The sequence below is a fragment of the Shewanella sp. SM101 genome (assembly GCF_025654465.1).
Classification (GTDB): domain Bacteria; phylum Pseudomonadota; class Gammaproteobacteria; order Enterobacterales; family Shewanellaceae; genus Shewanella; species Shewanella oncorhynchi.
This window is the reverse complement of the sequence record NZ_JAKKRH010000011.1, coordinates 25597-51518: the sequence shown is the minus strand read 5'-3', so window position 1 is coordinate 51518 and position 25922 is coordinate 25597. Positions and strand designations below refer to the sequence as shown.

The 25922-nt window shown below is 45.2% G+C and carries 21 protein-coding genes; 11 read left to right on the top strand and 10 right to left on the bottom strand.

Annotated features, from left to right (window positions below):
- Positions 1 to 4 precede the first annotated feature (4 nt).
- Positions 5 to 256 (top strand): YfhL family 4Fe-4S dicluster ferredoxin, encoded by a 252-nt coding sequence (locus tag L5M38_RS07955; protein ID WP_006082676.1) that lies wholly within the window; start codon positions 5 to 7, stop codon positions 254 to 256.
- Positions 257 to 738: 482 nt separating this feature from the next.
- Complete coding sequence (locus L5M38_RS07950; protein WP_263178737.1) at positions 739 to 2628, top strand: S8 family peptidase; 1890 nt, start codon at positions 739 to 741, stop codon at positions 2626 to 2628.
- A gap of 109 nt (positions 2629 to 2737) precedes the next feature.
- Here L5M38_RS07950 and L5M38_RS07945 read toward each other — a convergent pair whose 3' ends face one another.
- Positions 2738 to 3271, bottom strand: coding sequence for an SCP2 domain-containing protein (locus L5M38_RS07945; protein ID WP_219234640.1), 534 nt, complete (start codon positions 3269 to 3271; stop codon positions 2738 to 2740).
- 138 nt (positions 3272 to 3409) lie between these two features.
- Here L5M38_RS07945 and L5M38_RS07940 point away from each other — a divergent pair, with 138 nt between their 5' ends.
- A complete protein-coding gene (locus tag L5M38_RS07940; RefSeq protein WP_113939322.1) occupies positions 3410 to 4420 on the top strand; it encodes a peptidase U32 family protein in 1011 nt (336 codons plus the stop codon).
- A gap of 37 nt (positions 4421 to 4457) precedes the next feature.
- Positions 4458 to 5345, top strand: coding sequence for a U32 family peptidase (locus L5M38_RS07935; protein WP_263178736.1), 888 nt, complete (start codon positions 4458 to 4460; stop codon positions 5343 to 5345).
- 36 nt (positions 5346 to 5381) lie between these two features.
- Here L5M38_RS07935 and L5M38_RS07930 read toward each other — a convergent pair whose 3' ends face one another.
- Complete coding sequence (locus tag L5M38_RS07930; protein ID WP_028761881.1) at positions 5382 to 6095, bottom strand: hypothetical protein; 714 nt, start codon at positions 6093 to 6095, stop codon at positions 5382 to 5384.
- 706 nt (positions 6096 to 6801) lie between these two features.
- On the opposite strand from L5M38_RS07930, the gene L5M38_RS07925 reads away from it, so the two are divergent.
- A complete protein-coding gene (locus L5M38_RS07925; RefSeq protein ID WP_263178735.1) occupies positions 6802 to 8160 on the top strand; it encodes a YjiH family protein in 1359 nt (452 codons plus the stop codon).
- Between the two features lie 217 nt (positions 8161 to 8377).
- Here the strand turns inward: L5M38_RS07925 and L5M38_RS07920 are convergent, their stop codons facing one another.
- Both L5M38_RS07920 and L5M38_RS07915 read right to left on the bottom strand, forming a co-directional pair.
- The gene (locus tag L5M38_RS07920; RefSeq protein ID WP_263178734.1) at positions 8378 to 9247 is read right to left on the bottom strand and encodes a hypothetical protein; all 870 of its coding nucleotides are present in this window, start codon (positions 9245 to 9247) and stop codon (positions 8378 to 8380) included.
- A 325-nt stretch (positions 9248 to 9572) separates the two neighbouring features.
- A complete protein-coding gene (locus L5M38_RS07915; RefSeq protein ID WP_248085093.1) occupies positions 9573 to 10007 on the bottom strand; it encodes a hypothetical protein in 435 nt (144 codons plus the stop codon).
- A 577-nt stretch (positions 10008 to 10584) separates the two neighbouring features.
- On the opposite strand from L5M38_RS07915, the gene L5M38_RS07910 reads away from it, so the two are divergent.
- From L5M38_RS07910 to L5M38_RS07900, 3 genes are all read left to right on the top strand, one after another.
- Entirely contained in the window at positions 10585 to 11682 is a 1098-nt protein-coding gene (locus L5M38_RS07910; protein ID WP_263178733.1) for a UDP-2,3-diacylglucosamine diphosphatase, read from the top strand.
- Positions 11672 to 13558, top strand: a complete 1887-nt coding sequence (locus L5M38_RS07905; protein WP_263178732.1) for a lysophospholipid acyltransferase family protein — start codon at positions 11672 to 11674, stop codon at positions 13556 to 13558. The genes L5M38_RS07910 and L5M38_RS07905 overlap by 11 nt, the downstream gene beginning before the upstream one ends.
- A gap of 115 nt (positions 13559 to 13673) precedes the next feature.
- Positions 13674 to 14105, top strand: a complete 432-nt coding sequence (locus tag L5M38_RS07900; RefSeq protein WP_113939315.1) for a CBS domain-containing protein — start codon at positions 13674 to 13676, stop codon at positions 14103 to 14105.
- Between the two features lie 62 nt (positions 14106 to 14167).
- Here L5M38_RS07900 and L5M38_RS07895 read toward each other — a convergent pair whose 3' ends face one another.
- Positions 14168 to 15520: an NCS2 family permease gene (locus L5M38_RS07895; protein ID WP_263146922.1), complete on the bottom strand. Its 1353-nt coding sequence runs from the start codon at positions 15518 to 15520 to the stop codon at positions 14168 to 14170.
- Positions 15521 to 16212: 692 nt separating this feature from the next.
- On the opposite strand from L5M38_RS07895, the gene L5M38_RS07890 reads away from it, so the two are divergent.
- Positions 16213 to 16584 carry a PilZ domain-containing protein gene (locus L5M38_RS07890; RefSeq protein ID WP_105251715.1) on the top strand — a complete coding sequence of 124 codons (372 nt, stop codon included), beginning with the start codon at positions 16213 to 16215 and terminating at the stop codon, positions 16582 to 16584.
- A gap of 81 nt (positions 16585 to 16665) precedes the next feature.
- Here the strand turns inward: L5M38_RS07890 and radA are convergent, their stop codons facing one another.
- On the bottom strand, positions 16666 to 18030 hold the full coding sequence (radA, locus tag L5M38_RS07885) for a DNA repair protein RadA (protein WP_006082696.1): 1365 nt from the start codon (positions 18028 to 18030) through the stop codon (positions 16666 to 16668).
- A gap of 100 nt (positions 18031 to 18130) precedes the next feature.
- Here radA and L5M38_RS07880 point away from each other — a divergent pair, with 100 nt between their 5' ends.
- A complete protein-coding gene (locus L5M38_RS07880) occupies positions 18131 to 20512 on the top strand; it encodes a PilZ domain-containing protein (protein WP_263178731.1) in 2382 nt (793 codons plus the stop codon).
- Here the strand turns inward: L5M38_RS07880 and L5M38_RS07875 are convergent.
- A complete protein-coding gene (locus L5M38_RS07875) occupies positions 20509 to 21495 on the bottom strand; it encodes an alpha/beta fold hydrolase (RefSeq protein ID WP_263178730.1) in 987 nt (328 codons plus the stop codon). The two genes, L5M38_RS07880 and L5M38_RS07875, sit on opposite strands and share 4 nt — an antisense overlap.
- 115 nt (positions 21496 to 21610) lie before the next feature.
- Positions 21611 to 22591, bottom strand: a complete 981-nt coding sequence (gene serB / locus L5M38_RS07870; RefSeq protein ID WP_263178729.1) for a phosphoserine phosphatase SerB — start codon at positions 22589 to 22591, stop codon at positions 21611 to 21613.
- A gap of 79 nt (positions 22592 to 22670) precedes the next feature.
- Between serB and L5M38_RS07865 the strand changes: the two genes are divergently transcribed.
- On the top strand, positions 22671 to 23705 hold the full coding sequence (locus L5M38_RS07865; protein ID WP_263178728.1) for a YtjB family periplasmic protein: 1035 nt from the start codon (positions 22671 to 22673) through the stop codon (positions 23703 to 23705).
- A 192-nt stretch (positions 23706 to 23897) separates the two neighbouring features.
- Here L5M38_RS07865 and deoD read toward each other — a convergent pair whose 3' ends face one another.
- Both deoD and L5M38_RS07855 read right to left on the bottom strand, forming a co-directional pair.
- Positions 23898 to 24608 (bottom strand): purine-nucleoside phosphorylase, encoded by a 711-nt coding sequence (gene deoD / locus L5M38_RS07860; protein WP_113939310.1) that lies wholly within the window; start codon positions 24606 to 24608, stop codon positions 23898 to 23900.
- Between the two features lie 91 nt (positions 24609 to 24699).
- Positions 24700 to 25914, bottom strand: coding sequence for a phosphopentomutase (locus L5M38_RS07855; RefSeq protein ID WP_263176276.1), 1215 nt, complete (start codon positions 25912 to 25914; stop codon positions 24700 to 24702).
- Positions 25915 to 25922: the final 8 nt, after the last annotated feature.

Sequence of the window (25922 nt, the reverse complement as noted above, 5' to 3'; positions counted from 1 at the left end):
GATCATGGCACTACTGATCGACGATAGCTGCATCAATTGCGACATGTGTGAACCTGAATGTCCTAATCAGGCCATCACTATGGGCGAAGAGATCTATGAAATCGATCCAGACCGTTGCACCGAATGTGTGGGTCACTACGACAAACCGACTTGCGTGTCTGTCTGCCCCATTGATTGCATCGACCCAGATCCAAACCGTGTCGAATCTAACGACGAATTGTTAGTGAAATTTGCCGTGTTAACGCAAAAAGCTTAATCACGTCATCTGGCCGAGTGGCTATAATGCCTCTCGGTCAAATCTGCTCTAATACCTGCAATAACCTGCGCAAAACAACCCGCATAAAAAATCACAATAAAGATGCATTTAACGGTATGAAAAACCTTTAAATCACTTAAATCCAAGCCTTTATTTCAGCGGTGAATGTCAAAAAAGTAGCAGACGGAATTTATCGCTACTGCACGGTTTGTGATTCGGACAAAATGTCGCTTGATAAATAACCACTTTTACAAACTCGGTTGTTTTAATAGACTAATAGTTATTATTTTGACGCTTATTTGTACACCTCACTCTTTAGCTAAGTAAAAATCTACCCACGGTCAAATTGTAAATCAAGTGTTACATTTTAACCTTGTAAATTAGATACGCCTTAAGCACCGAACTGGGCAGGTTGAAAATACCTTCTACATTGAATTATGTCTCGAAGTCCGTGGAGACATAAAAAGAAAATGGAGTTCAACATGCATAAGAAACATTTAATTGCAGTCGCGGTCGCAACTGGACTTGCTTACTTCCCTGTTAACGCTAATGAATACCAAGCGAGTATGGTAAGTGTCCCGCAATCTAAAGCCATCAAAGATACTTACATTGTTGTATTCAATACCCCAAGCGTTCTTAATCTAAGTAATAACAACACCATAGCTGAATTCGCGACGAAACAAGCCGAGAGTTTAGTCAACCAATATGATGTCACTGTGATGAAAAACTTTGGCAATGTGCTCAATGGTGTACTCATCAAGGCCAGCGCCCAACAGATTAAAGCACTGCGTAAAGATCCAAATGTGAAATACATAGAACAAGATCAAATCATGTCAGTAACGCCTATGGTTGAAGCCAATGCCAATCAACCGAGTCCGACCTGGGGCATAGACAGAATCGATCAACGAAACTTGCCATTGGATAGTAACTATCACACGGATTTCGACGGCTCTGGTGTAACCGCCTTTGTGATCGATACTGGCGTGCTTAATACTCACAATGAGTTTGGTGGTCGCGCCAGCAGTGGCTATGATTTTGTGGATAATGATTACGATGCGACTGACTGTAACGGCCATGGTACCCATGTGGCAGGAACTGTTGGCGGCGCTACTTACGGTGTGGCTAAAAACGTCAATCTTGTGGGCGTCAGAGTACTCAACTGTTCAGGTTCAGGCAGTAACTCTGGCGTGATTGCAGGGATAAACTGGGTGAAAAACAATGCTTCCGGCCCCGCCGTCGCAAACATGAGTTTAGGAGGCGGCGCCTCCCAAGCAACTGATGATGCAGTCAATGCCGCAGTTGCCGCAGGGGTCACTTTCGTAGTGGCGGCGGGTAACGACAACAGCAGCGCTTGTAATTACTCACCCGCACGGGCGATAAATGCCATCACGGTTGGTTCAACCACCAGTAACGATTCCCGCTCAAGTTTTTCTAACTTCGGGACTTGCCTTGATATCTATGCGCCAGGTTCGAGCATTACGTCCGCTTGGTATAACTCGAATTCAGCGACTAATACCATAAGTGGTACCTCAATGGCAGCGCCACATGTGGCAGGCGTTGCCGCATTATACTTAGATGAAAATCCAAATCTCTCTCCCGCACAGGTGACAAACTTACTTACGACGCGCGCCACGTCAAATAAAGTTACAGACGCGAAAACAGGTTCACCCAATAAATTACTCTTTTCACTTGCAGGCGATGATGGTGGCTGTGGCAATAATTGTCCCGTCGATGAAACACCACTGCAAAATAATGTGGGTGTCGCAATCAGTGGTGCCACAGGTTCTGCGACGTATTACTACATCGATGTCCCAGTCAATGCGGCAAGTTTAGGGATCAATCTAGCGGGTGGTTCTGGTGATGCGGATATTTATGTCAGCCAAGGGCAAAAACCGACGACAACAAGCTACCAATGCCGCCCCTATCAAAATGGCAACAACGAGAGCTGTAACTTCACCATACCTACGGCGGGTCGATGGTATGTGATGGTGCAAGGCTATAATAATTACGCCAATGCCCAACTGACAGCCAGCTATAACCTGAATGGTGGCGGAAGCTGCACCGATGCAAACTGCTTAACCAATGGCGTACCTGTCACGAATTTAAGCGGGGCAACGGCAACAGAGAAACTGTATAAGATAGTGGTTCCAGCCAATAGCCAACTCAACATTGCTACCAGTGGCGGAACTGGAGATGTTGACCTGTATGTAAAAGCAGGCACTACCCCAACGACCACCAGCTATGATTGCCGTCCCTATAAAAACGGGAACAATGAAAGCTGTTCGATTACCGTGACTCAAGCGGGAACTTACCATGTGATGTTACGCGCTTATTCGAGCTACTCGGGACTACAACTGAGTGCAAGCTACTAACTCATTGACCAAACCATACAATAAAGTTTAAATAAAAATAAGCCCACTAAGATAACAACTTAGCGGGCTTCTTTATGGAATTAGCAGTGTGTAGTCTCACTAAATAACGTTAAAAGCTTGGGGATTTGGCGAGAATAATTGTCGGTTTCGCTTCAATTTGCAGACGCTCAATCACAGCGGCAAGCTTTTCAACACTAAGACGAATTGGGGCAGGCATACTGGCAAATTCGATACTTAACAGCAGATTTTTCACTTCGAGCCCTAATTCAGTATCACCTTGAATACTCAGCTTGCGCTGGAAGAATAGCGTGTCGGGATCTTCCTTCGCCGCCGCCACTAACACTAGCTCAGCAGAGTTGGCACTAAAGGTCACCTGCGCATCCGTGAGCTCTCTGACTTGCCATTTTCCATTAAAACTGACTTCGAAGGCTAAGTTTATATCTTCCACTCGAATTGCGACCCATTTATCCGTCAAAAATCCAAGCTCATCGTCAGCAGCTTGCTCGGCAAGTAAGAGTTCAAGCAATTGGCTGATGGCTTTTGCTTTGAGGCTAAACGGCATCTTAGCAAGGGGAAAGCCGATGGCTTTTGGGGTGAACTCTAAAAGTTGCTGAGCAAATTTTGCGAAAAAAACAGCGGACATGGTGGGAACCCTACAAGAATAAAACATGATATATCCCAGTTTATCGGGATTTTATGATCTTAAACCTGTTTTAAATCAATTCATCGCCATTCAATCTTACCTACACTCAGCGGCTATCATTTTATCGGGAGCATCACTATGGAGCTGTTGTGTCCAGCAGGAAATCTGGCCTCGCTAAAGTCGGCATTACATGCCGGAGCCGACGCTGTGTATCTAGGGTTAAAAGACGACACCAACGCGCGCTCGTTTGCAGGATTAAACTTCACCCCCGCAAAATTGCAAGAAGCCACTGAGCTGACGCAAAAGCACGGCAAGAAAATCTTTTTGACCTTAAATACTTTTCCAAAGCCCGGTGAAGAGCATCGTTGGTATCAGGCTATCGATTTAGCGGCAAAACTGGGTATGGATGCATTAATTGTCGCCGATCTTTCTTTACTCGATTATGCCCATAGGCACTATCCAAACCTGCCACTGCATTTATCGGTGCAGGCCAGTGCAACCAATCTGGGTGCGCTGAGCTTTTATAAGGAAGCCTTTAACATCGCCCGAGTAGTATTGCCACGGGTGTTATCCATGAAACAAGTACGGGATCTTGCTAAAGTCAGCCCAGTGGATTTGGAAGTATTCGCCTTTGGTAGTCTGTGCATTATGGCCGAAGGGCGTTGCCAGCTGTCATCCTATGTAACGGGCCAATCGCCCAACACAGGTGGATCTTGTTCACCAGCAAAACACGTACGCTGGCAAGAAGAAGGACAGAACAGATTAACCCGGCTCAACGATGTGTTAATTGATAAATCGGCCCTCGACGAACAAATGGGTTATCCCGTGGTATGCAAAGGCCGTTACATCACAGCAGATCAAGATTCGCCGCAATATTTACTCGAATCACCAACCAGTTTGAATACCTTAAGCTTACTTCCAGAGCTAGCCAAAGCTGGCATAGTGTCGCTGAAAATCGAAGGACGTCAACGCAGCCCAGCCTATGTTGAACAAGTCACTCGAGTATGGCGTCAAGCCATAGACACCTATCTAAATAATCCAGCGCTGTACTCACAAAGCCAAAATCAACCCCATTGGGAACAAGCCCTAGCGAAAGTATCCGAGGGTCAGATCACTACGCTTGGCGCCTACGAGCGCGATTGGCAATAAAAGGTAAATAGAGAGCAAGATTGACAAAGGACACCTTATGAAGATTTCCCTAGGACCACTGTTGTATTGCTGGCAGAAACAGCAAGTCGCTGACTTTTACCAGCAAGTCGCCGCCAGTCAAATTCCCTTAGTGTATTTAGGTGAGGCGGTTTGTAGCCGCAGACGCGAACTCAAGTGGGGCGATTATCTAGAGCTGGCGCAAATGCTCAAGCAGGCGGGTAAAGAAGTCGTGCTTTCGACGCTCGCCTTAATCGAAGCGCCATCTGAATATACTGAGCTCAAACGCCAGGTCGATAACGGTGAATTTATCGTCGAAGCAAACGATATGGCGGCAGTGTATCTTGCTAAAGAGCATAAGTTGCCCTTTGTCTGCGGCGCGAGTATCAATAACTACAATCGCGCCAGTTTAGACATTTTGCAGCGGTTTGGAATGCAAAGATTTGTGATGCCAGTGGAGCTATCTAAGGCTTGGTTACAACAAGTGATTCAAGAGCAGCCATCATTTGAGGTGGAAGTGCTCGGCCACGGCTATTTACCACTCGCCCATTCGGCGCGCTGCTTTACCGCTAGACACAAACAGCTCACGAAAGATCATTGCGAAACGGTGTGCCGTGAATACAGTAAAGGACTACTCGCGCAAACCCAAGAGCAGCAGCCTTTACTCAGGCTCAATGGAATTCAAACCCAATCCGCTAGCTGTTTAGATTTACGCAGTGAAATAGCGGTAATGACACAAATGGGGGTCGATGTGTTTCGAGTATCACCCAGTAGTCTTGACTGCATCACTAAAGCCAATGCTTTGGTCGATACGATTCAAGCGACTAAAAATACTCAGGATTTTTCGATGAATAGCAAACTTGGTACAACCCAGTGCAACGGTTATTGGTTTGGTGAAGCGGGCCTTGCTGTGCATGTGAATCCATAGCCTAAAGCTGAAGATAAGCCTAAATTTAAAGATAACTCAGCCAATGATTTTGGGATCTTGGCTGAAGCTTAACTGGCTAAAAAGCAGCACACTTGTCCAACATAATAAACTTCCCAGTCCAATCCATTCTAGTAGGGCTGGCCACCACAAAGTAGGACGCGGCAGTTGCAATACCATCTCCTGATAAAACGGTCTATCACCTTCGGTCAAACCTAAATTGAGCTGTGGTGCATACAGAAACGTCAACATGCTACATAAGACTATTAACGCCAACAACCCAGTCCAACGGCCAAAGTTAGACTTGCCGAAACAGACCAAGGCTAAATAGAAGATCGCACTCAAACTCCCCAGATAGAAAAACCATTTCAGCCCAAGAACATGCAAGTGATACACGTTCACCGGAAATAATCCCACGCTCGCTAAAGCCAGAAAAGTGAGAGCCAAACTGATAAAGAAAGGGTATCCCCAGCAAGAAGTCACCTGCTGCAAAGAAGACAAACAATAGAAAACGAGGCTTAAACTGCCAAAAAACAATCCACCGTTAAGAATGACAGCGAAAGACGAATGACCATAAGTCCCTAATTCACTTAGGGTGTGATTCAAAAAATTGAAGCGATGGAATTCAGAATCATCGAACCCCAAAACAGTAATAACAATGCCAATTAAAAGCCCAAAGATCCCCAAAAAACCAAACTTAATGGCCAGTGTTGAGCCGCCTTTAATCGTAACCTTCTGTACTTTTGCGATCATGAATACTAGAGCTGGATGGGAGTAATACTAACTTACATGGAAATGAGAAGATTTAAAGCGGCGGGTATCCGCTTTATGAATAATATTTTTACTTTCATCGTTATTTGCGACTTTTTAGTCAATCACAAAAGCATCAAGATAATGGAGAAGGTCACTTTTAGAGATAAGTCGATTTAAAGGCTTATCGCATAAAAATGTGTCCTAGTGCCCAAGGCTCCTTAACATTACCGCGATATGCACAACAGGTTCTCGCCAACGCTATATAGCCAGAGTTATCTCTATTGCACTTTCAAATCGAACAGAAAACCAGCCAACATAGCGGTAGCGCTAAAGTTGCTGATGTTTTTTTGTGCAGAAATAACATCTAGATAGTTTCACACACATCAGTAAACAAGTAATTAACCAGTCGTTAACCCACCTAAGGCAAATGATGTTAAGGCCATGTTTAATAATGCTTTTACAGTAATGCAAGCCAATATAACCACTCTTAATTTATCGACAACTAAAGTAAAATAACTATGCTGTTTTGCTGCTTATATCAAACTAACTAGCGAATCGTTTTACATAGAGAAGCTAAGCGAGTAATCTTCCCCATTCTCGTTTTTGAGTTGAATTTAAATGCACCTTAATTAGCGTCGACAGCTTGTTACGTGCGGCTATTTATTCAAATTTACCATGTACGACTCGTACTTTAAGGTGTACAACATTGGCTACTGAAAATAAAAACCGAAACATTAAGACGATACTCACCTTTATCGTCCCTTCGCTGATTGGTCTGTTGTTATTTATGACCCCTATCAGCTACAACGATGCGATCACAATTCCTATCGCTATCATATCTAAAGCACTGCAAGGCGCATTGAGCGGTGTGCTAACCCTCATTGTGACTATTATTGTTGTGACTACGGCGCTGGCCTCTTTGCTGTCAAAAGTGTTTAAGCCCACATTCGTTACACAAAATCACTTCCTTAATGGTTTATTGAATGTCAGCCCTATGTGGTTGACGACTCGGATCTTAAGTGCAGTGTTTATCGTACTGACTTACTTAGGTTTAGGTCCAGAGATCATCAACTCCTCGAGCACTGGCGCATTAGTCTTAAACGACTTATTACCTGTGTTGTTCTCGGTATTTATCTTTGCAGGTATGTTACTGCCGCTGCTGCTGAACTTCGGCCTACTCGAGCTCTTTGGCACACTCTTAACGAAAGTGATGCGTCCCGTGTTCAATCTACCGGGTCGTAGCGCTATCGATTGTATGGCCTCATGGTTAGGTGATGGCAGTGTCGGTATTTTGCTGACCAGCAAACAATACGAAGCCCGTTTTTATACCCAGAGAGAAGCCGCAGTTATTGGTACAACCTTCTCGGCGGTATCGATTACCTTCAGCTTAGTGGTGATCTCACAAGTTAAGTTAGAGCATATGTTTGTGCCCTTTTATTTGACTGTGTGCCTCGCGGGTTTTGCCGCCGCTGTGATTGTGCCTAAGTTGCCACCATTATCGTGGAAGAAAGACAACTACATAGATGACACACCACGCATGCCAGATGATGAGCTGATCCCCGCTGGACATGGCGCCTTATCTTGGGGCTTTGATAAAGCCTTAGAAAAAGCCGCCAGTGCTGGTGGCATAAAAGCGGTCTTAAATGAAGGTATTAAAAACGTTGTCGATATGGTGTTTGGTATTATTCCTGTGGTAATGGCCATTGGTACGCTGGCACTGATTATTGCCGAGCACACGCCCATATTTAACTATCTGGGTATGCCGTTTATTCCATTACTCGAATTACTGCATATTCCAGAAGCCACTGAAGCCTCTAAAACAATCGTAGTCGGTTTTGCGGATATGTTTATTCCGTCAATCCTTGCCAGCTCAATTGAATCAGATATGACCCGCTTTGTAATTGCAGCCTTATCTGTGACTCAGTTGATCTATATGAGTGAAGTCGGTGCACTGCTTATCGGCAGTAAAATCCCCGTCAACTTCGTTGAGCTTTTCGTAGTGTTTATTCTACGCACCTTAGTGACACTGCCTGTTATCGCAGGTGTAGCCCATTTATTGTTCTAAAAGCTAACGGCAACAATAGCTCAGCTAAAAGGGGAGTCAGGTTAACTGACTCCCCTTTTTTGTAGTAACTCATACACGAACTGACAGTTTTGATTATATCGCGTGACTTAATCGTACAATCTCCACTCGACACCACACAACTCACTTTTGGACAAAAGATAGTTAGAGTCAGCTCCCCAGAATCCCTCTTTCAGATAACTTCTCGTATCCACAAATGTCAAATTCCACTGCTATCAGCTTTGCCTGATGATGTTTCTTTTACCCAGAACCATGCACCTTTCACAATGCTATCCAAATTCAATTCCAACTCTGTAATAACCAGCTTTGCCTGAAACAACGCCGTTATAGCTAATACAACTGTTAGCCACATTGTCACGTTTGTTCTTCTTCGTTCAGTAGCATCAAGTTGTAACAGTTCCATTGTTGTCAGTGTCTTACCTTTAATCCTGCACTCATATTGATTAACAAGTTCAATATCGCCCGATTCCGCCAATGATCTCATAACTAATAGCGTTGCTTGCTTTAACGTCGGGTATTGAGGGTGCAAGATAGCGTACATCCCATAGATGTTATTCAGAATTAGCATCACATCTAGTGCCTGTGTGTGGTTATTTTCAGACAATTCAATAATCGCACGTAGAACCCTGCTTCTATCAGGTCTCTTATGCTTCTTCTTTGAGTGTAGTAACCTAGGAACAGCGTACCTCCACAGTGCATACTTGGACTGTATCTTATAGAGCCCTGTTACCTCATGTATCAAAAAATCAAATGGGGATTCATATGTGTGCGTAACCAAGCCATGATAATGATGTATGGTAAAGTTCAGCACAGTCAGATTCTGTAGATCTAACAACGTACTTCTGTCATGGGTTCTCTTGGCTTCATCCCACACTTTTACTTTAAGCTTGTTGCCATTATCTACTACGGCATCAGCAAGGTAGAGCCCACTACTATCGGTCACATAAACACTATAACAATCGATCTCCTTGCCACTGTTTCCGCTACGGGGAATTAGTTCAGGAGTAGGTATAGCTAACGCCTTAGTTAGTTTATTTATGAATATTCTATCCAGCCAATTCAGTGCCATAGCCAATCACCCATATGCCTTTAATTTAATTGAATAATACGTCTGTTAGTAACTAACACAAAGTAACCCGACTAATACGTCATTTATAAGCCAAATACCTCGACAACACGCTTTGGGGCATAAACGTGCCAGAACTGATCGGCCTGACACGAGTAGGGACAAAAATGAGTTAGGTTATTAACTCTAACTCGTCATTTTCGGATGAAAATCTCTATGGGCTAACGCCTTGCTTACCGGCCCAACGGAGCAGAGTAAGCTTGTGGTAAAGTTTGCGCAGCAAACCACAAGCTTACGGCGCGTAGTTGAGTCCGAGTACAGCAACTTGTTAGCTGCTGGCCTCGTAATCGAAGCCTTTAAATATACTAATTCCAGCATCAACCTCTTTAAATAAAGAATCTGCGTCCACTTCCAACCTATCTTTCCTAAGACGCTCGACAAAAGTGACAATTGTTTCCCGTACTTTATGTGCAAGATAGTCTCGTAATTCATTCTTGGATCGAACCTCCCAGACTTCGCTGGGAATTTGAATATCAGCGGTTATGTAACGCTGCTTCTTTGCGAATCTCAGCCTGGTTATACCCTCATCGCCAAACTTCTGAAATTCTCCATCTATTCTCAGTACAGGTGCATATTCATCAATTTCTTTGCAATACGTTGATGTGCAACTGCTTCGCAGTGCCTTATATAGGTCAACTTTTATCTTGCCTAGCCCGCCGTCTTTGGGACCGCCACATTGGGCACCAATAGAAATTATGCTCATGACTACCTTTTGCTGCTAACATTTTATTAGTGCGCATGCGCGTTTATCACGTTAGACCAGTAAAAATGCGCACAGTTAACTATCTGTTTATGCAGAAGTTATCAGCTTTTTATAAAATACACCATCTGGAAAAACGCGCATGCGCGTTTTCCAAACCTATTAACTAAAATTCAGTTACTATATTTACCTGATTTTAAAGAGTTTTATTTATTTCGAATGGAATTAGTGCGCACTGATTTTGTCTGAAAATCATACCAAAACACCTAAATTTAAATACGACTGTATACCCATACATTGTTAGTCGATTTCTGGTAAGGCCAAGCATAGGCAAATAGATAAGAATTTGTATGGCAGCAGGAGTGGGAATTTTCGGTTGAGCTAACGAGCCGAAACACGAAATGGGGCAGAAGTAAGTTAAACCAACCTATCGGATCTAATTGCATCCTGATGTGAATCTTGCAGGTTCAGTCCAGGCTAATTCACCTTTTGTCATCTGCATGTCATCTAAACTTCATCATTCGGTCAAAGCCCCCCACTAAGCTCATATTCGTTAACAGCCTAATGGGGTGAATACGAGATGACAGGATTTAATTTCAGGAAACTTGAGAGGTCTACGCGGGAAGAGATAAATGACCCCAGCCTTTCCCCTCCCATCTTTAATCGCTCAACACAAACGCCAACATTAGCACCAACATCCTCAAATCAATCCAATTGTGCCGCTATTACCCCATCCGCATTAACTTCAACCCATACAGCAAGCATCACAGTTAACGCCCTCTGGTTGTCAGATATCCATTTAGGCTGTAAGGATTGCAAGGCTGACTACCTGCTCAGCTTGCTTGAAACCGTGCGTTGTCAGCACTTGTATCTGGTCGGTGACATAGTCGATTTATGGGCGTTGAAACGTAAGCTGCACTGGCCCGATAGCCACAATAAGGTACTGCAGAAATTCATTGAACTGGCACAAAACGGCACCCAAGTGATTTATCTGCCGGGCAACCACGACGAACTGATTAAACCCTACGCCGAGCTAAGCCTGTGGAATATTAAAATTGCCCGCCAACATATTCACCACGGAATTGGCGGCCATAAACTCTTGATGCTCCACGGGGATCAGTTTGATGCCGATGTGTGTGTCGGCCGTTTCTACGCCATATTGGGCGACCATTTATATGACCTATTATTGTTCCTCAATCGCAATCTCCATAGCTTGCGGGAACGCTTAGGTTACCCCTATTGGTCACTGGCAAGTTATATCAAGTCCAAAGTGGGTAAGGCTCAAGCCGCTATTGGACATTACCGTCAAGCGGTACTCAACTATGCCCAGCACTTTGATGTTGACGGTGTGATCTGCGGTCATATCCATCAGCCCGAACTCTCGACTCACCCCAGAGCAGCCCAATATTACTCACCACTCAGTCCCCCTGAAAAGAGGCAGATCATCTACGCCAACGACGGTGACTGGGTCGAAAACTGCAGTTTAATCACAGAAACCTTAAGCGGCGAATTACAACTTTGCCGCTGGAACGAGCAAACGCTCAAGCTCGATATTCTCAACAGTATAGCGCTGGTACAACAGCCGCCTGAGACGCACAAAGACAAGCAACAAAAAACGGCAGCGCAGCAAATGCCAAACATAAATACCGGCGAAACTCGCCCAAGGGATGTTGCCTAACACTATGAATCAATTACATAATGCTATGGAATACAATGAACAAATGCTAAACAGCAGCCTTAGCCATAACAAGCATACTGTGCCGTTCAAGGCGAATAACATGATTTTTACCGTTGATAATGTGGTTGAACAAAATCTGCCAGCGATCAATGACAAACCTTGGCTCGCTAAACCTGCCAAGGCCATGCTGCGTTACCTGCTCAATGAAAAACAGTGCAACGATATCGCCAGTCAATATACCTATTTACAGGGCGTAGACTTTGTCGAACAAATGCTGGCGAGTTTTGACTTTAGTTTTACCGTGCCCGCCAACGAGATAGAAAACATTCCCTGTGAAGGCCGAGTGGTCATATTCGCGAACCATCCTATAGGTTCACTCGATGCATTAGCGCTCATCAAACTCATCAGTGAAGTTCGCCCTGATATAAAAGTCGTCGCGAATGAACTCTTGATGGCGCTGGAACCGCTGCACTCAATCCTACTGCCAGTGCGCAATATGACCGGCGGCACACCGAAACAGCATTTAGAAAAAATCCACCAGCACCTGCGTAACGAAGGCGCAGTGCTGATTTTTCCGTCGGGCGAAGTCTCGCGTCTGCGCCCTAACGGCGTGCGTGATACCCAATGGCACTCAGGCTTTTTAAAGATGGCGATTTCCTGCAATGCGCCCCTACTGCCAATATTTTTAGATGCCAAAAACTCTGCCACTTTCTACGGCGCATCTATGATTTACAAGCCACTTGCGACACTGCTGCTAGTGAAGGAAATGTTCAAGCAGGCTAAACGTAATATGCCGATCCGCATTGGCGAGCTCATTTCTAATGAAGCCGTACGCTCAATGGACTTTCCACTCAAGACCAAGATAAAACTGCTTAAAAATCACTTGTATCGTATTGGCAAAGATAAAGATCCTCTGTTTATCACCCAGAGCGCTATCGCCCACCCCGAATCGCGCCGTGAACTGCAAGCGGCACTGCAACAATGTGAACTTCTAGGGGAAACGCAAGATAACAAGTTGATTTATCTGTACCAACACCACGACAGTAATCCCATCATGCGGGAAATCGGCCGCCTGAGGGAAATCGCCTTTCGCGCCGTAGGCGAAGGTTCGGGCAAGCGCCGCGATATCGATAAATACGATTCCTACTACCAACACTTAGTGTTGTGGGATAAAGAGCAGTTTGAAATTATCGGCGCCTATCGTTTTGCCAGTGGTGAGCAAGTCTTAGCAAAATATGGCAACAACGCACTCTACAGCCAATCCCTATTCCAATACGCCGACAGCTTTATGCCCTTTGTGAAGCAAGGGTTAGAACTCGGTCGCAGCTTTGTGCAGCCTAAATATTGGGGTAAACGCAGTTTAGATTATCTGTGGTTTGGCATTGGGGCTTATCTCGCCAAGCATCCTGAATATCGTTATCTATTTGGCCCAGTGTCCATCAGTAATCAACTGCCTGGAAGTGCTAGGGAAATGCTAGTGCACTTTTATGCGCGGGAATTTGCACCTGCGCAGCAGATGGCAGTTTCCATGTCACCCTTTGGCTTATCTAAATCCCAAAAAGCTAAGTTAGATGACTTGTATTTCTCCGAGGATTATCAGAGTAACTTTAAGCAACTCAAACAAGTGCTCGCGAGTATGGGGGCGGCCGTACCTACGCTCTACAAACAATATGGTGAACTGTGTAAAGCGGATGGGGTTAAGTTTCTCGCCTTTGGTATCGACGCCGACTTTGGCGATTGTATCGATGGCTTAGTGCTGGTGGACACCCACAAACTGAAAGGTAAAAAGTATCAACGCTACATAGGCGCACACTTGCCCGAATCGGAGCGGATGCCAATCACAGCGGATGATGAGCTAGAGGTCCAAGATCTTTGAGTTAAAACTTTGTAATGGGTGTTGGCTAAACTTGCACCACTCTGTTATAAGTAACTGTAATGCAGCGCATTAACAGAGCGCATCCTAGGATGCGCAAGCTTAACAGGGGATCATCATGCCGATCATTATCGCCGATATTATGAGTACCCGAGTCGTCACGGTTGAAATGGACGATCGATTAACTGTGGCGAAGGAAATCTTCGACCAAGCGAGCTTTCATCACTTGTTGGTCGTCGATGAGTATCAACTTGAAGGCGTGTTATCGGAGCGGGATCTATTGCGCGCGATTAGCCCGAACTTGGGCAGTAGCGCCGAAACCGCAAGAGATTTAGAAACCCTACAAAAACGTGTGCATCAAGTGATGACGCGTAATCCGGTTACCGTCGCACCCCACATCAATTTAGACACGGCTACCCGCATGTTACTAGATAACAATATAGGCTGTTTACCCGTGTTAGAGGACGGTAAATTGGTTGGGATTGTTACTTGGAAAGACTTATTACGTGCCTATTGTGAGTACAGAGCACAAAATCAAAGCGAGTGCTAATCCTAAGACTGCACTCGCTTCTGTTCTCAATAACTAAGTTCAACTCACTCAGTTTGCCTAACTTAAATCGCCCAACCACCCATATAAAACACCACTAAACCTAAGGTGATGGCAAGCACGCCTAACTTCAGTTTACGCCATTCGCCACTGCAAATACGGCCTACCACCAGTGTCACAAAACCCAGCATAATACCGGTAACGATATTACAGCTTAAGATGATAAACACAGCGCAGGTTAAGCCCGACATGGCATCAACTTTATCGTCAAAATCGAGTTTCGCCACATTACTCAGCATCAACAAACCCACATACATCAAAGCAGGCGCTGTCGCATAGGCAGGCACTAAGTAGCTTAATGGCGCTAAAAACATCATCAATAAAAACAGTACGCCAACGATAGTCGCGGTTAAACCTGTCTTACCGCCCGCTGCAGTCCCCGCCGCCGACTCGATATACACAGCCGCTGGTGCACCGCCGACTAAACCTGCCACCATACTGCTGACTGAGTCTGAAGTTAAGGCTTTACCGCCGCCGACAATATTGTCGTTTTTATCGAGTAAATTAGCTTGGCCAGCCACAGCACGGATAGTGCCGGTCGCATCGAAAATCGCCGTCATCACTAACGCTAATACGATAGGCAATACCACAGGATTAAAGGCACCCATAATATCGAGCTGACCAATCAGTGAATGCTCTGAGGTAAAATCAGGCAAGGCGAACAAACCTTGGTATTTAACGCTCGGATCGAACACTAAACCAAATACCGATAGCGCGATAATCACCAACAAAATACCGCCAGGTACACCGCGGCGCTCTAAACCAATTGTCGCCGCTAAACCTATAACGGTAGCGATAACAGGTAAGCTGTTAATGTCGCCTAACTTCACAGGTAAGCCTGCGCTATTGGCCACAATCAACTGCACACTGTTAGTCGCAATCAAAAGTAAAAACAAGCCGATACCTATGCCTGTACCGTGGGCTATGCCCTTTGGTAAATTCGCCAGCACCCACTGGCGAATACCTGTCACACTCACAAGTGTGAACGTCACACCCATTAGGAAAATAGCGCCTAAGGTGACTGGAATCGACATTCCCTGACCTAGGACTAAGCTAAACGCAGTAAAGGCCGTGAGCGAAATAGCGCAGCCAATCGCCATAGGTAAGTTAGCCCATAAACCCATGAGCAAAGAACCAAATGAAGCAATTAAACAGGTGGCGATAAACACGGCGCCGGGATCAAATCCCGCTTGGCCTAACATGTTAGGCACCACAATCACTGAGTAGACCATAGCGAGGAAGGTTGTGAATCCCGCAATCACTTCTTGGCGAACTGTGCTGCCACGTTGTTGAATAGAAAAATAACGGTCCAGAAACGAACCAGAGGATACGGCTGTTGAACTCAATTGCTCAGACATAATATTGTTATACCTTGTGATCTCTTAAAATGGGGTCGGTACCAATTACCCTAAAACGCAATTGGCGACGCTGGCTGCGGCAGATTAGAGCCCCAAATCCATCAGACTTGGGTGAGAGATCCACATCATTTTCCTACTGTGGGAAAAATCCATGATCTGCAAGCAGTGATGCCTCGCGATGATTAAAAAGCCATTAACCATGTAGACGCAGCCGTTGTTGGCCGCGGATGATACTGGAATCTCCCAAAGATAGCTAAGACATCGCCTACACTTCGATAAAAAATTAGCGGCAAAAACTGAAATCTGTTGTTTAAAAAAACGCCTAAACCTATGTAATAACTGCTACTTAATATCACATTAATCACGATAAGAGTCTGCCAGTGCCGCGTAAACGTACGCTAACTTCCCCCCTCCTTTATCTCCCAATATTAGAATATGGCAAGTCAACCAAACCTTGATACTGTGTATTGATACTTGGCGTATTAACGTTACAGGGGTTGTTGTACAAGGAGCCACACTTACGCTTTATGTAACGAACACCTCGTCATTCACACCGCCTGCGTGAATATGCGATCTTGGTAGCTTTATTGAACAAAAAATTACTCTGCTTTTACAGTCACATCAATATGACTTATGCTTAGAGGTACTGATGGGACTACACTTAGCTGACTATGAAAGAAAAAGGATTGGGTATGGACGAAAGGCGTAAGTTTTCGCGGATTCTATTTGCCACGAGCGCACATCTACAACAAGGTGGTGCACAGTGGGAGACGACCATTCTCGATTTGAGTCTAAATGGTGCCTTGGTTGAAGAACCGCAAAATTTTATTAATTCGGGTGATGCTATTACCCTCAGTTTTGCCTTACCAGAATCTGACATTGAGATCCGTATGGAAACTGAGTTGGTCCATCAAAAAAATGCCCAATTAGGTTTGAAGTGTAACTTTATCGATGTTGATAGTATCAGCCACCTAAAACGTATGGTGGAACTGAACCTAGGTGATGCTTCTTTGCTGAATCGTGAACTTATGTTGTTTATCGAAAAACACAATATCACAGCTTAAAACACCAGCTCACAAATACAAACAGCGCCTCATGGCGCTGTTTTGCTTGCTGGTGTTAATCTCACTCGCGAGCATTTGATGCTAAATCGCTTCTAGCGCTTCGGATAACTTAGAAACACCCACCACTTCCATCCCAGCTGGAGGCTTTTTCGGCACATTGGCCTTGGGCACGATTGCTCGCTTAAAACCATGCTTAGCGGCTTCGATTAATCGCTCTTGCCCATTGGGCACAGGACGAATTTCGCCGGACAGCCCGACCTCACCAAAGGCAACTAAATCGCTAGGCAAAATATCACCGCGAAAACTCGATACCATTGCAAGCAGCAAGGTTAAGTCGGCACTGGTTTCCGTTACTTTCACGCCGCCCACCACGTTAACAAACACATCCTGATCCGACATCTGCAAACCACCATGGCGGTGCATTACGGCAAGCAACATGGCCAAACGGTTTGCATCCATACCCACAGCCACGCGGCGCGGGTTAGACATAGCTGAGTTATCCACCAGCACTTGCAGCTCCACCAACAAGGGCCGGGTGCCTTCCCAAACCACCATGACAAGCGAGCCAGATGATTCTTCTTCACCACGAGAGAGGAAGATTGCCGAAGGATTGGCGACTTCCTTTAAGCCGCGCTCTGTCATGGCAAATACGCCTAATTCATTGATCGCGCCAAAACGATTTTTATGGGAGCGCAAAGTGCGGTAACGACTATCGCTATCCCCTTCGAACATCACAGAGCAGTCGATACAATGTTCCAATACCTTGGGCCCAGCCAAACTGCCATCTTTGGTCACATGGCCGACCATAATCACGGCAATGCCATTTTCTTTCGCAAAACGGGTTAAGTAAGAAGCGGATTCACGCACCTGCGACACACTGCCAGGGCTCGATGCCACATCACTCATGTGCATCACTTGAATCGAGTCAACGACGATGACTTTCGGCAATTCTTTAAGGGCAACTTCGCAAATTTGCTCGACGCTGGTTTCAGACAACATCCGCAATTTATTGGTTGGTAAACCAAGGCGATGGGCGCGCATCGCTACCTGCTGCAACGATTCTTCACCCGTGACATAAAGTGCAGGCATTTGCTCGGCCAAATGACACAGAGTTTGCAATAAAAGCGTACTCTTACCTGCGCCTGGATGTCCGCCAATCAAAATGGCAGAACCAGGTACAATCCCACCACCGAGCACTCGATCTAATTCGCCAAAATGACTCAAGATCCGCGGTAAGGCATTAAGATCGATTTGATCTAATGTCTTCACTTCATTGCTGCTTGCTCCGGCATAACCGACAAACTTAGTGCTGCGCCCAGGCGACGCTGCACCGAGCCTCACCTCAGTGATCGTATTCCATTCCTGACAAGCGCTACACTGCCCTTGCCAACGGGGAAAGTCTTGTCCACACTCATTACATACGTACGCCGTTTTATTCTTTGCCATAACTCATTAAAATCTGTATAAAATCAATTTAAGTAACTGCGAATACTGCCGACATAAGACTAACAGCCCAATACAAAATAAGCATTAAAAAGAACCCTACATGAGTCTAGATAACCATAGTGCACTCATCGAACAGCTCAAGCCATTGCTCATGGAACCTAACTTCCATGAGATTTTCCAGCAGCTGACGATAGATGAAACCAATTCGACCCGTTTTCTAGTGAAAATGGAACTCAGTCGTTTGGCTTCACCATGCACGCGAATTATCGATCTCAGGGATAAATCTGAGCTTCCTTGTGTTGAAGTGATGTTAGGTCAACAGCGACATTTTTTAGATGAACCCGCCAAAAACAGTATGCATGAGGCCATGTCACTGTTTCGCAACCAATATACCTTGGGAGTATACGAGTATGTGCTCAATGCTCACCAACAACGTCGGTTAAAGTTGCGCCAAAATGTCACGCAGGTAGAGGCCGCAGAATCAGAGCCTTTTATGGTGCCCGGCGTGGTATTAGGCAGTTATTTCAACCGCACAGAAGAGCGAATGAATTACAGTATTCGCATCGCAGCATCGCAAACCGGCCGTGGTGAAGTACAAGGGATAACTGCAGATTTATCCGTAGGTGGTGCCCGTATTCGCCTTGCAGCTAACCATCCCTTCGATCTCGACCATCCCCTAAAAATAAAGTTACTGGAACTCAGTGAAGAGTTTTACTATCCCGATCTCCAGCTCGGTGTTGACTATGAGGTTGTCGATAGCCAAACCAATGGCGAATATATTTGGTTAAGACTCAAGCGTATTGGGGGCAGCGAAGCCTTAAGTGAAATGCTTGGCAATTTAATCCGCGGCTACAAACTGCGTTACAAAGTAGATGTGAATGATGTGATAGTCACAGCAACAGGGCTTGGATTTGAGCGTCATTATTTACCCCATTTGCCGCACTTACCTTTATATTTCAATACTCAAACTCAAGGTTTGAGCCACATGCTACTCAGCCGAGATAACCAGCAGATAGTGCATTATTTTCAAGATGAAAATGATGTGAACCAGTTACCAGCTATGCTGACACCAAGCCGTTTATCTGCGCTACTTAATCATCCTGAAAATCCCGACCATGGGCTATTTTTTAGCTTTACCTATAATGCCCAAGGTTGCTTATATTTTTACTCTGCCACCTTAGCAGAGCTTAAAGCTAAGGGCATGATGCCTTTATTTTTAGGCTTTGCATCGACCAAGCCCAGCTGGCGGATCTTCAAAGTCACCCAAGATAAAATTTATCATGATAAGGGTTATCGACGTGCGACCCTCCCCGGAGATGAAGCAAAATTTAGCCCATTGGTCGAACAACAATTATCACAATTTAGCCATTTGCTTCAGCTCATCGAAATCAGCAACGAAGATACCAGAGGCCATTACAAAGCTTGGCAAGACGATAGTAATGCCAACGCCCTAAAAACCTTTGGTCAACAAAGACTGACCACCAATCAAATTAAGTTAGTTTCCATGCAGTTTAGCGAGCGACGCCAAGAAGCGCGTTTCGCCTTTAAAACCTTAGTCAATGTGACTCAAGACAAGCACAAAGCCACGGGCATTACTTTAGATATTTCAAGCCGAGGCATGCAATTAACCTTGGATAATCCTGCAGATTTTTCATCAAATAAACCACTACTGTTAAGCTTCCCAAAGCTCCAAACCATTGCAGGCAAAACACAGCTAGATAACCTCCCCTACCGCTTAGTGCGTACCCGCAAGAATGGTGTAACCTTGCATTTAACCGCCGTTATGGGTCATACACCCCATATTGGAGTGGAATTTTTAAATAAACTTATTGCCCATAACAAAGAAAAATTAGAGCAACTCACCGAAAACAATAGTGAAATCAAAGAACTTGCCGATGGTTTAAAAAATATTTTGATGCATGATTTACATTCTGTGCCCTATTTTGTTGAAAAAACGACAAAATCTGCCCAAGTCGCTTGTTTAGGCGTTGGTACACAACAGGATGAGATCAGCGATATTTTTGCCGCGGGCACCTCAGATACTCTGCAATATAATTTAGCGCCACTGCTAAAAGACGGTTTTTTTAAGCGAGATATTCTCGAACCTATCCGCCAAATGAAACCCCAACAGGACATGGATTTTATTGAAGTGTTTATTCAGTTAATTCGCCAATCTCGCGGAAAAATCTTTTTAAAGTGCACTCTTGCAACTGAAATCGGTGATGTCGAAGCACAGATAACCTTTATCAATCAGAGCAATGCATTAGGCAGGTTCCTCGCCCTACGCATTTATCGCGGCGCGACAGAGAAGCCAGACATGAACTACCTACGCCGTGAATTGGAATACATTAATATTCATGCAAACCATAAAGCTAAGCAGTTAGAAGAACAGTTATGGCGTGTGATTGGTGTCGGCGAACTGTTAGATATTACCCAAGAAGTCGAATTAAGATACCCAGTACTTCATAAAAAGCAGTCTTAATTGTTCAATACCGCCAGATCAAAACTTAAATACCAATCCCTTATCTTAGGAAAATGATCACTGGTGGCATCTAAATGCGTCAGCATATCTGCATGACCATAGTCATGCTTAAAGCCATTATCCTTAGAGAGAAGCGTCGATTTAGCCAGTTTAAAGCCACACTCTACGACCATATCCGCCACATCTTCTGGATGCCCCAACACAGTATCGTTTTGCCCTGAGATAAACCAAGCCGGTGGCCAATGAGCACGCTTTGCCGCTTTCGCATAATCAAACCCATCATCGTGATCGATCCAATCGCCCCGCACCCAATCGATACTTTGAACTAATGAGGCGCGACTTTCATTGTCCATACCAATGCGCAGCTTATCGGCGGCGAGGTAACCTTGGCCCATCGCTAAACCTGGCGCTAAACGATTCCAAAAAACATCAACCATTAACCACTTTTTGAAGGACTTAACCCGAATTGTCCGTTTGCTACCGAAAGTAAGCAGTGAACGAACGCTTTGCTGCAAATCAGGATATCGGGCCAAACTACTCGCCATCAACACGCCGCCCCATGAATGGGCACACCAATGCACCTGCGAAGGCGCCACGGCTTTACGAGCCGTCTGCTCTTGGCAGACTTTTTGATGTAAATCGAGAATCGCCTGCTGCACTAAAGGTAACTGCTCGCGGATCACTTCACCCTGCCCTAAGGTAAAATCACGATCGATTTTAGGCAAGCTGAGCCCTCTTCCTGCAGTATCCAGCACATACACCACAAATCCCGCCTTCGCTAAATAACAACCAAGACCACGGCCACTCTGGCTATAAAACACTCGACCGTTAGACATAGCACCATGAAGCATGAGGATAGGCGTTTTAGAAAAATCAGGCGCAGCCGGTAATAACTGGCGTAGATGCAGTTGACCATCGCGGTACGGCAGGTAGATTGAAGACTGTGAAATGGTCGAAATTGAGCCTTGGGCGAGCTGAGTCAAAATAAGTCACTGGTAGTTTATCAATATCCCTAAACTACCAGCTCATCAATAAAAGACAAGAGTCATTACTCTAACTCAGTCTCTATCCAGACTTATATTTAAATAAATGAATAACCTAGATTTGTAGCAGGTAAGGTAGAACCCGCAGGTCGAGGTGACGAATATTGGCATCCGCCGCCGCTGCCAGCTTAAGTTTGGCATGGAAAGCGATACCAAAATCCGCTGCCATCACCATAGGAATATCATTCGCGCCATCGCCGATCGCGACTCTTTGGCCTTTTGGAATTTGCCACTGCTCACTGCAACGCTCAACCACATCCGCTTTAAACTGCGCATCCACAACTTTACCTGTTACTTCACCCGCAAGTTTACCGTCAGTGATCACTAACTCATTAGCAAAAGCCGCATCTAAGTTTAGAAGCTGTTTTAAATGGCCAACAAAAGGCGTAAAGCCGCCAGATGCAACCACTAAACGCCAGCCATGTGATTTAAGCTCTAAAAGCATAAGCTCAAGCCCAGGCATCAAAGGCAAGTTGTCGCACAATGTCGTGATAATACTGGCATCGGCGCCCTTAAGCTGTGCCACACGCTGACGCAAACTCTGCTCAAAATCTAGCTCACCTTGCATAGCACGTTCAGTAATCGCCGCCACGCGCTCACCCACGCCTGCCATGGCCGCTAATTCATCAATACATTCAATCTGAATCGCAGTGGAATCCATATCCATCACTAATAAACCGGGATGATTCAAGCGAGGTAAATCAAAATTGATGACATGCAGTTCAGCTAAAGACTGCGGGAATGTCGCTAACTGCGCCTGAGAAGGCAAATTTACCAGTGCCAACTCGATACAATGTAAACCAACTTGTCGTTCGATATGGGCGATACCGATAACGTTAGACTGAGGTAATTGCGCTATCCATGCCGATATTGTCGCCTCTACCACAGCATCTTGATAAATAATTCGCACACGTGAAACACCAGCGGGGTTTGCTGACTCTTGATAACGTTCAAACACTTGCCCTTGGCGTTCAAACCTTGGGGAATGGCCAGAGACTAACCACAAAAAAAGCGCATCTTGGTTCAAGCTTTCCATCGGACTTAAATTCTCCAACTATCGGGCTCACTCAGAATCAATTATGATTAGGCAAGCGCTCTACATTTTAAGGGTCAAAGTGTTATATCTTAAAGGGCTAAAGAAAAGCCATAAAATCAGTAGACTGATCCAAATTGCCGCCGCATTCGCCTTAATATTCGGCTTAGTGCAATTGTGGCAAACAAGCCTACTACAAGGTCAGCTGCTTCTAAAGTCCCAAACTCAAAAGATGGCCAGATTACTGGTACAGCAAACCGCTTATGGTGCCGCACCCGCGCTACAACTGCAAAATGATGAGCAGTTGCAATGGCTCGCCAGCGCTTTAGTGGAAGATCCTAAGGTGATGTCCGCCGCCATCTTCAGTGACCAAGGCATGCGGCTATCCTTCGCTCAAAGCATCACTAAGGATGTAGTTGATCCTGACTCTGAAGATATGAATTTGCTGCTAAGCAAATATCCTCCCTATGTAGAGCCCGTGATCCAAGAAGGGAAAAATCTAGGTTATGTCGAAGTTAGGCTTGATACCAAGTTATTTTTCAACGAAATCAAAGAAGCCCATAATTTAAACATGGAGCAACAACAAATCATGCTGTTGGTTGCAGGCTTGATTGGTATGTTGCTTTCGCGCTCTTTGTCTTTCAAACGTGCCGACTTCGACCGCCGCCGCTTTCGGGTTAAGTTGCGTCAAGCGCCGAAAAAACCTAAGAAACGATCCATAGCTGAAGAGCCATCAGAAAGTGTTAATGATGGTTTGGCGCAAGAGCTAACCGAAGATCAAACAGTGTCGACCACTGATAATCCACAAGAAAAAGCGGCTAAACCCACTAAGGCGCCAAAAGCAGTGACAGAGGCAAATACCGATAAGCTCACTCAGACCAGTGTGCAAACTAAGGCCGAAAAAACGTCAGAAAAATCATTGGAATTACAGGATAATACAACAGTTGAAAACGCGGCAAACGATGCGGAACAAGCGGTACCTGTTAAGGTTAAACCTAAAGTGAAAAGTGTCCGTCGGGTAAAACACGCGACTAAAGCAACAGCCGCTGCAGCCGAAACCTCGACGCCAAAAACACCCAGTGAACCAAGTGATCTCGACACAGATTCAACAGGTTAATCTCTATTTCGATAGATAAGGTAAATCACTAATCTATTGATAGCTAAGCTCTAGATAAGCCATAAACAAGCAATTTCTAATAACCAAACCATTAATTACAAAGTCGAATAGAACAGCCGCTAAAAATTGGCATAAAAAAAGGGTTCGCATTGCGAACCCTTTTTTCAGTAGCACACTCTTACAGAATAACAGTTACAGTGTAATAGCCGCTTCTAATGTCATGATGATCATATCATTGAATGTGGTTTGACGTTCTTCTGCAGAAGTCTTTTCACCGGTGCGGATGTGGTCAGATACAGTCACTACGCACAGGGCACGTGCACCAAACTCATGGGCAACGCCGTACAAACCAGCCGCTTCCATTTCTACGCCTAATACGCCCATCTTCTCCATCACGTCAAACATTTGTGGATCAGGAGTGTAGAACAGGTCCGCAGAGAAAATGTTACCTACGCGAACTTTAGTGCCACGAGCTTTCGCAGATTCGATAACCGCATTCATCAGCTCATAGTTAGCGATAGCGGCAAAATCTTGGCCTTTAAAACGTAAACGGTTAACCGCTGAATCAGTACATGCACCCATACCGATGATCACGTCACGTACTTTAACGTCAGTGCTGATCGCACCACAAGTACCCACACGGATCAGGTTCTTAACGCCGTAATCACGAATTAATTCAGTTGCATAGATAGAGCATGAAGGAATGCCCATGCCAGAACCCATTACTGAAATACGCTTACCTTTGTAAGTACCAGTAAAACCTAGCATGTTTCGAACATCAGTCACTTGCTCAACATTTTCTAAGAATGTTTCAGCAATATATTTTGCACGTAATGGATCGCCTGGAAACAGCATTGTCTCAGCGAATGCGCCCTCTACAGCATTAATGTGTGGTGTTGCCATCGAAATAACCCCTGTTTATTTTATTAAGACTTAAGTCTTTGTTTACTGACGGCAAATGTCAGCCGCCAAATCGAAATAAATGCTAATTTGCCTAAAGGAACGATTCGCCATAGGCCATAGGTTCAAGCTTAAAGTGGCTCGCAATAGATTGGCCGATATCGGCAAAGCTATTACGACGACCCAGCGATCCCGCTTTCAATCCAGCGCCAAAGGCTAATACTGGCACATATTCACGGGTATGATCCGTGCCTTGCCATGTTGGATCGCAACCGTGATCCGCCGTTAAAATCAGCAGATCGTCTTCACCTAATAATGCGAGCATTTCAGGCAAACGGGCATCAAAATATTCTAGCCCTTTGGCGTAGCCAGCAACATCACGGCGATGACCGTAGTGAGAGTCGAAATCAACGAAGTTAGTAAACACTATAGTGTTATCACCCGCAGATTTCACTTCGGCTAAAGTCGCATCGAAAAGTGCTTCTAAGCCGTTCGCCTTCACTTTTTTAGTGATACCACAGTAAGCATAAATGTCGGCAATCTTGCCTACACTCACCACTTCACCGCCAGCCTCTTTCAGCTTATCGAGTACAGTTTTTGCAGGTGGCGCGAGCGAATAATCCTTACGATTGCCGGTACGGGCAAAATCACTTGGACCAGTACCATCAAATGGACGGGCAATGACGCGACCTATGTTGTAAGGCTCTAACTCTTCACGGGTTATTTCGCAAAGACGATAGAGATTGTCTAAACCGAAGGTTTCTTCATGACAAGCGATTTGGAATACTGAATCAGCAGAGGTGTAGAAAATAGGCTTGCCAGAGCGCATGTGCTCTTCGCCTAACTCTTCTAAAATGGTTGTACCTGAGGCATGGCAATTACCTAAGAATCCATCCAGACCTGCACGGGCTAAGATATTATCCGTCAGTTCTTTAGGGAAAGAATTTTGGTGCTCGCTGAAATAACCCCACTCGAATAGTACGGGCACGCCCGCCATCTCCCAGTGACCGCTCGGCGTATCTTTACCCGAACTTAACTCTTGTGCATGACCATAAGCACCAATCAGCTCAACATTATCGCCAAAACCGGGTGCAAAGGCGCCAGTACTTTCCATCGCTGCATGGCCTAAACCTAAGCGCGCTAAGTTAGGTAATTTCAGCGGGCCTTCACGGCCAATATCGGCTTTGCCTTCGGCGCATGCTTTAGCAATATGACCAAAGGTATCGGAACCGACATCACCAAAGCTTGCTGCATCAGCAGAAGCACCGACTCCAAAGGAGTCCAACATCATAATAATGGTACGTTTCATAATTCTTC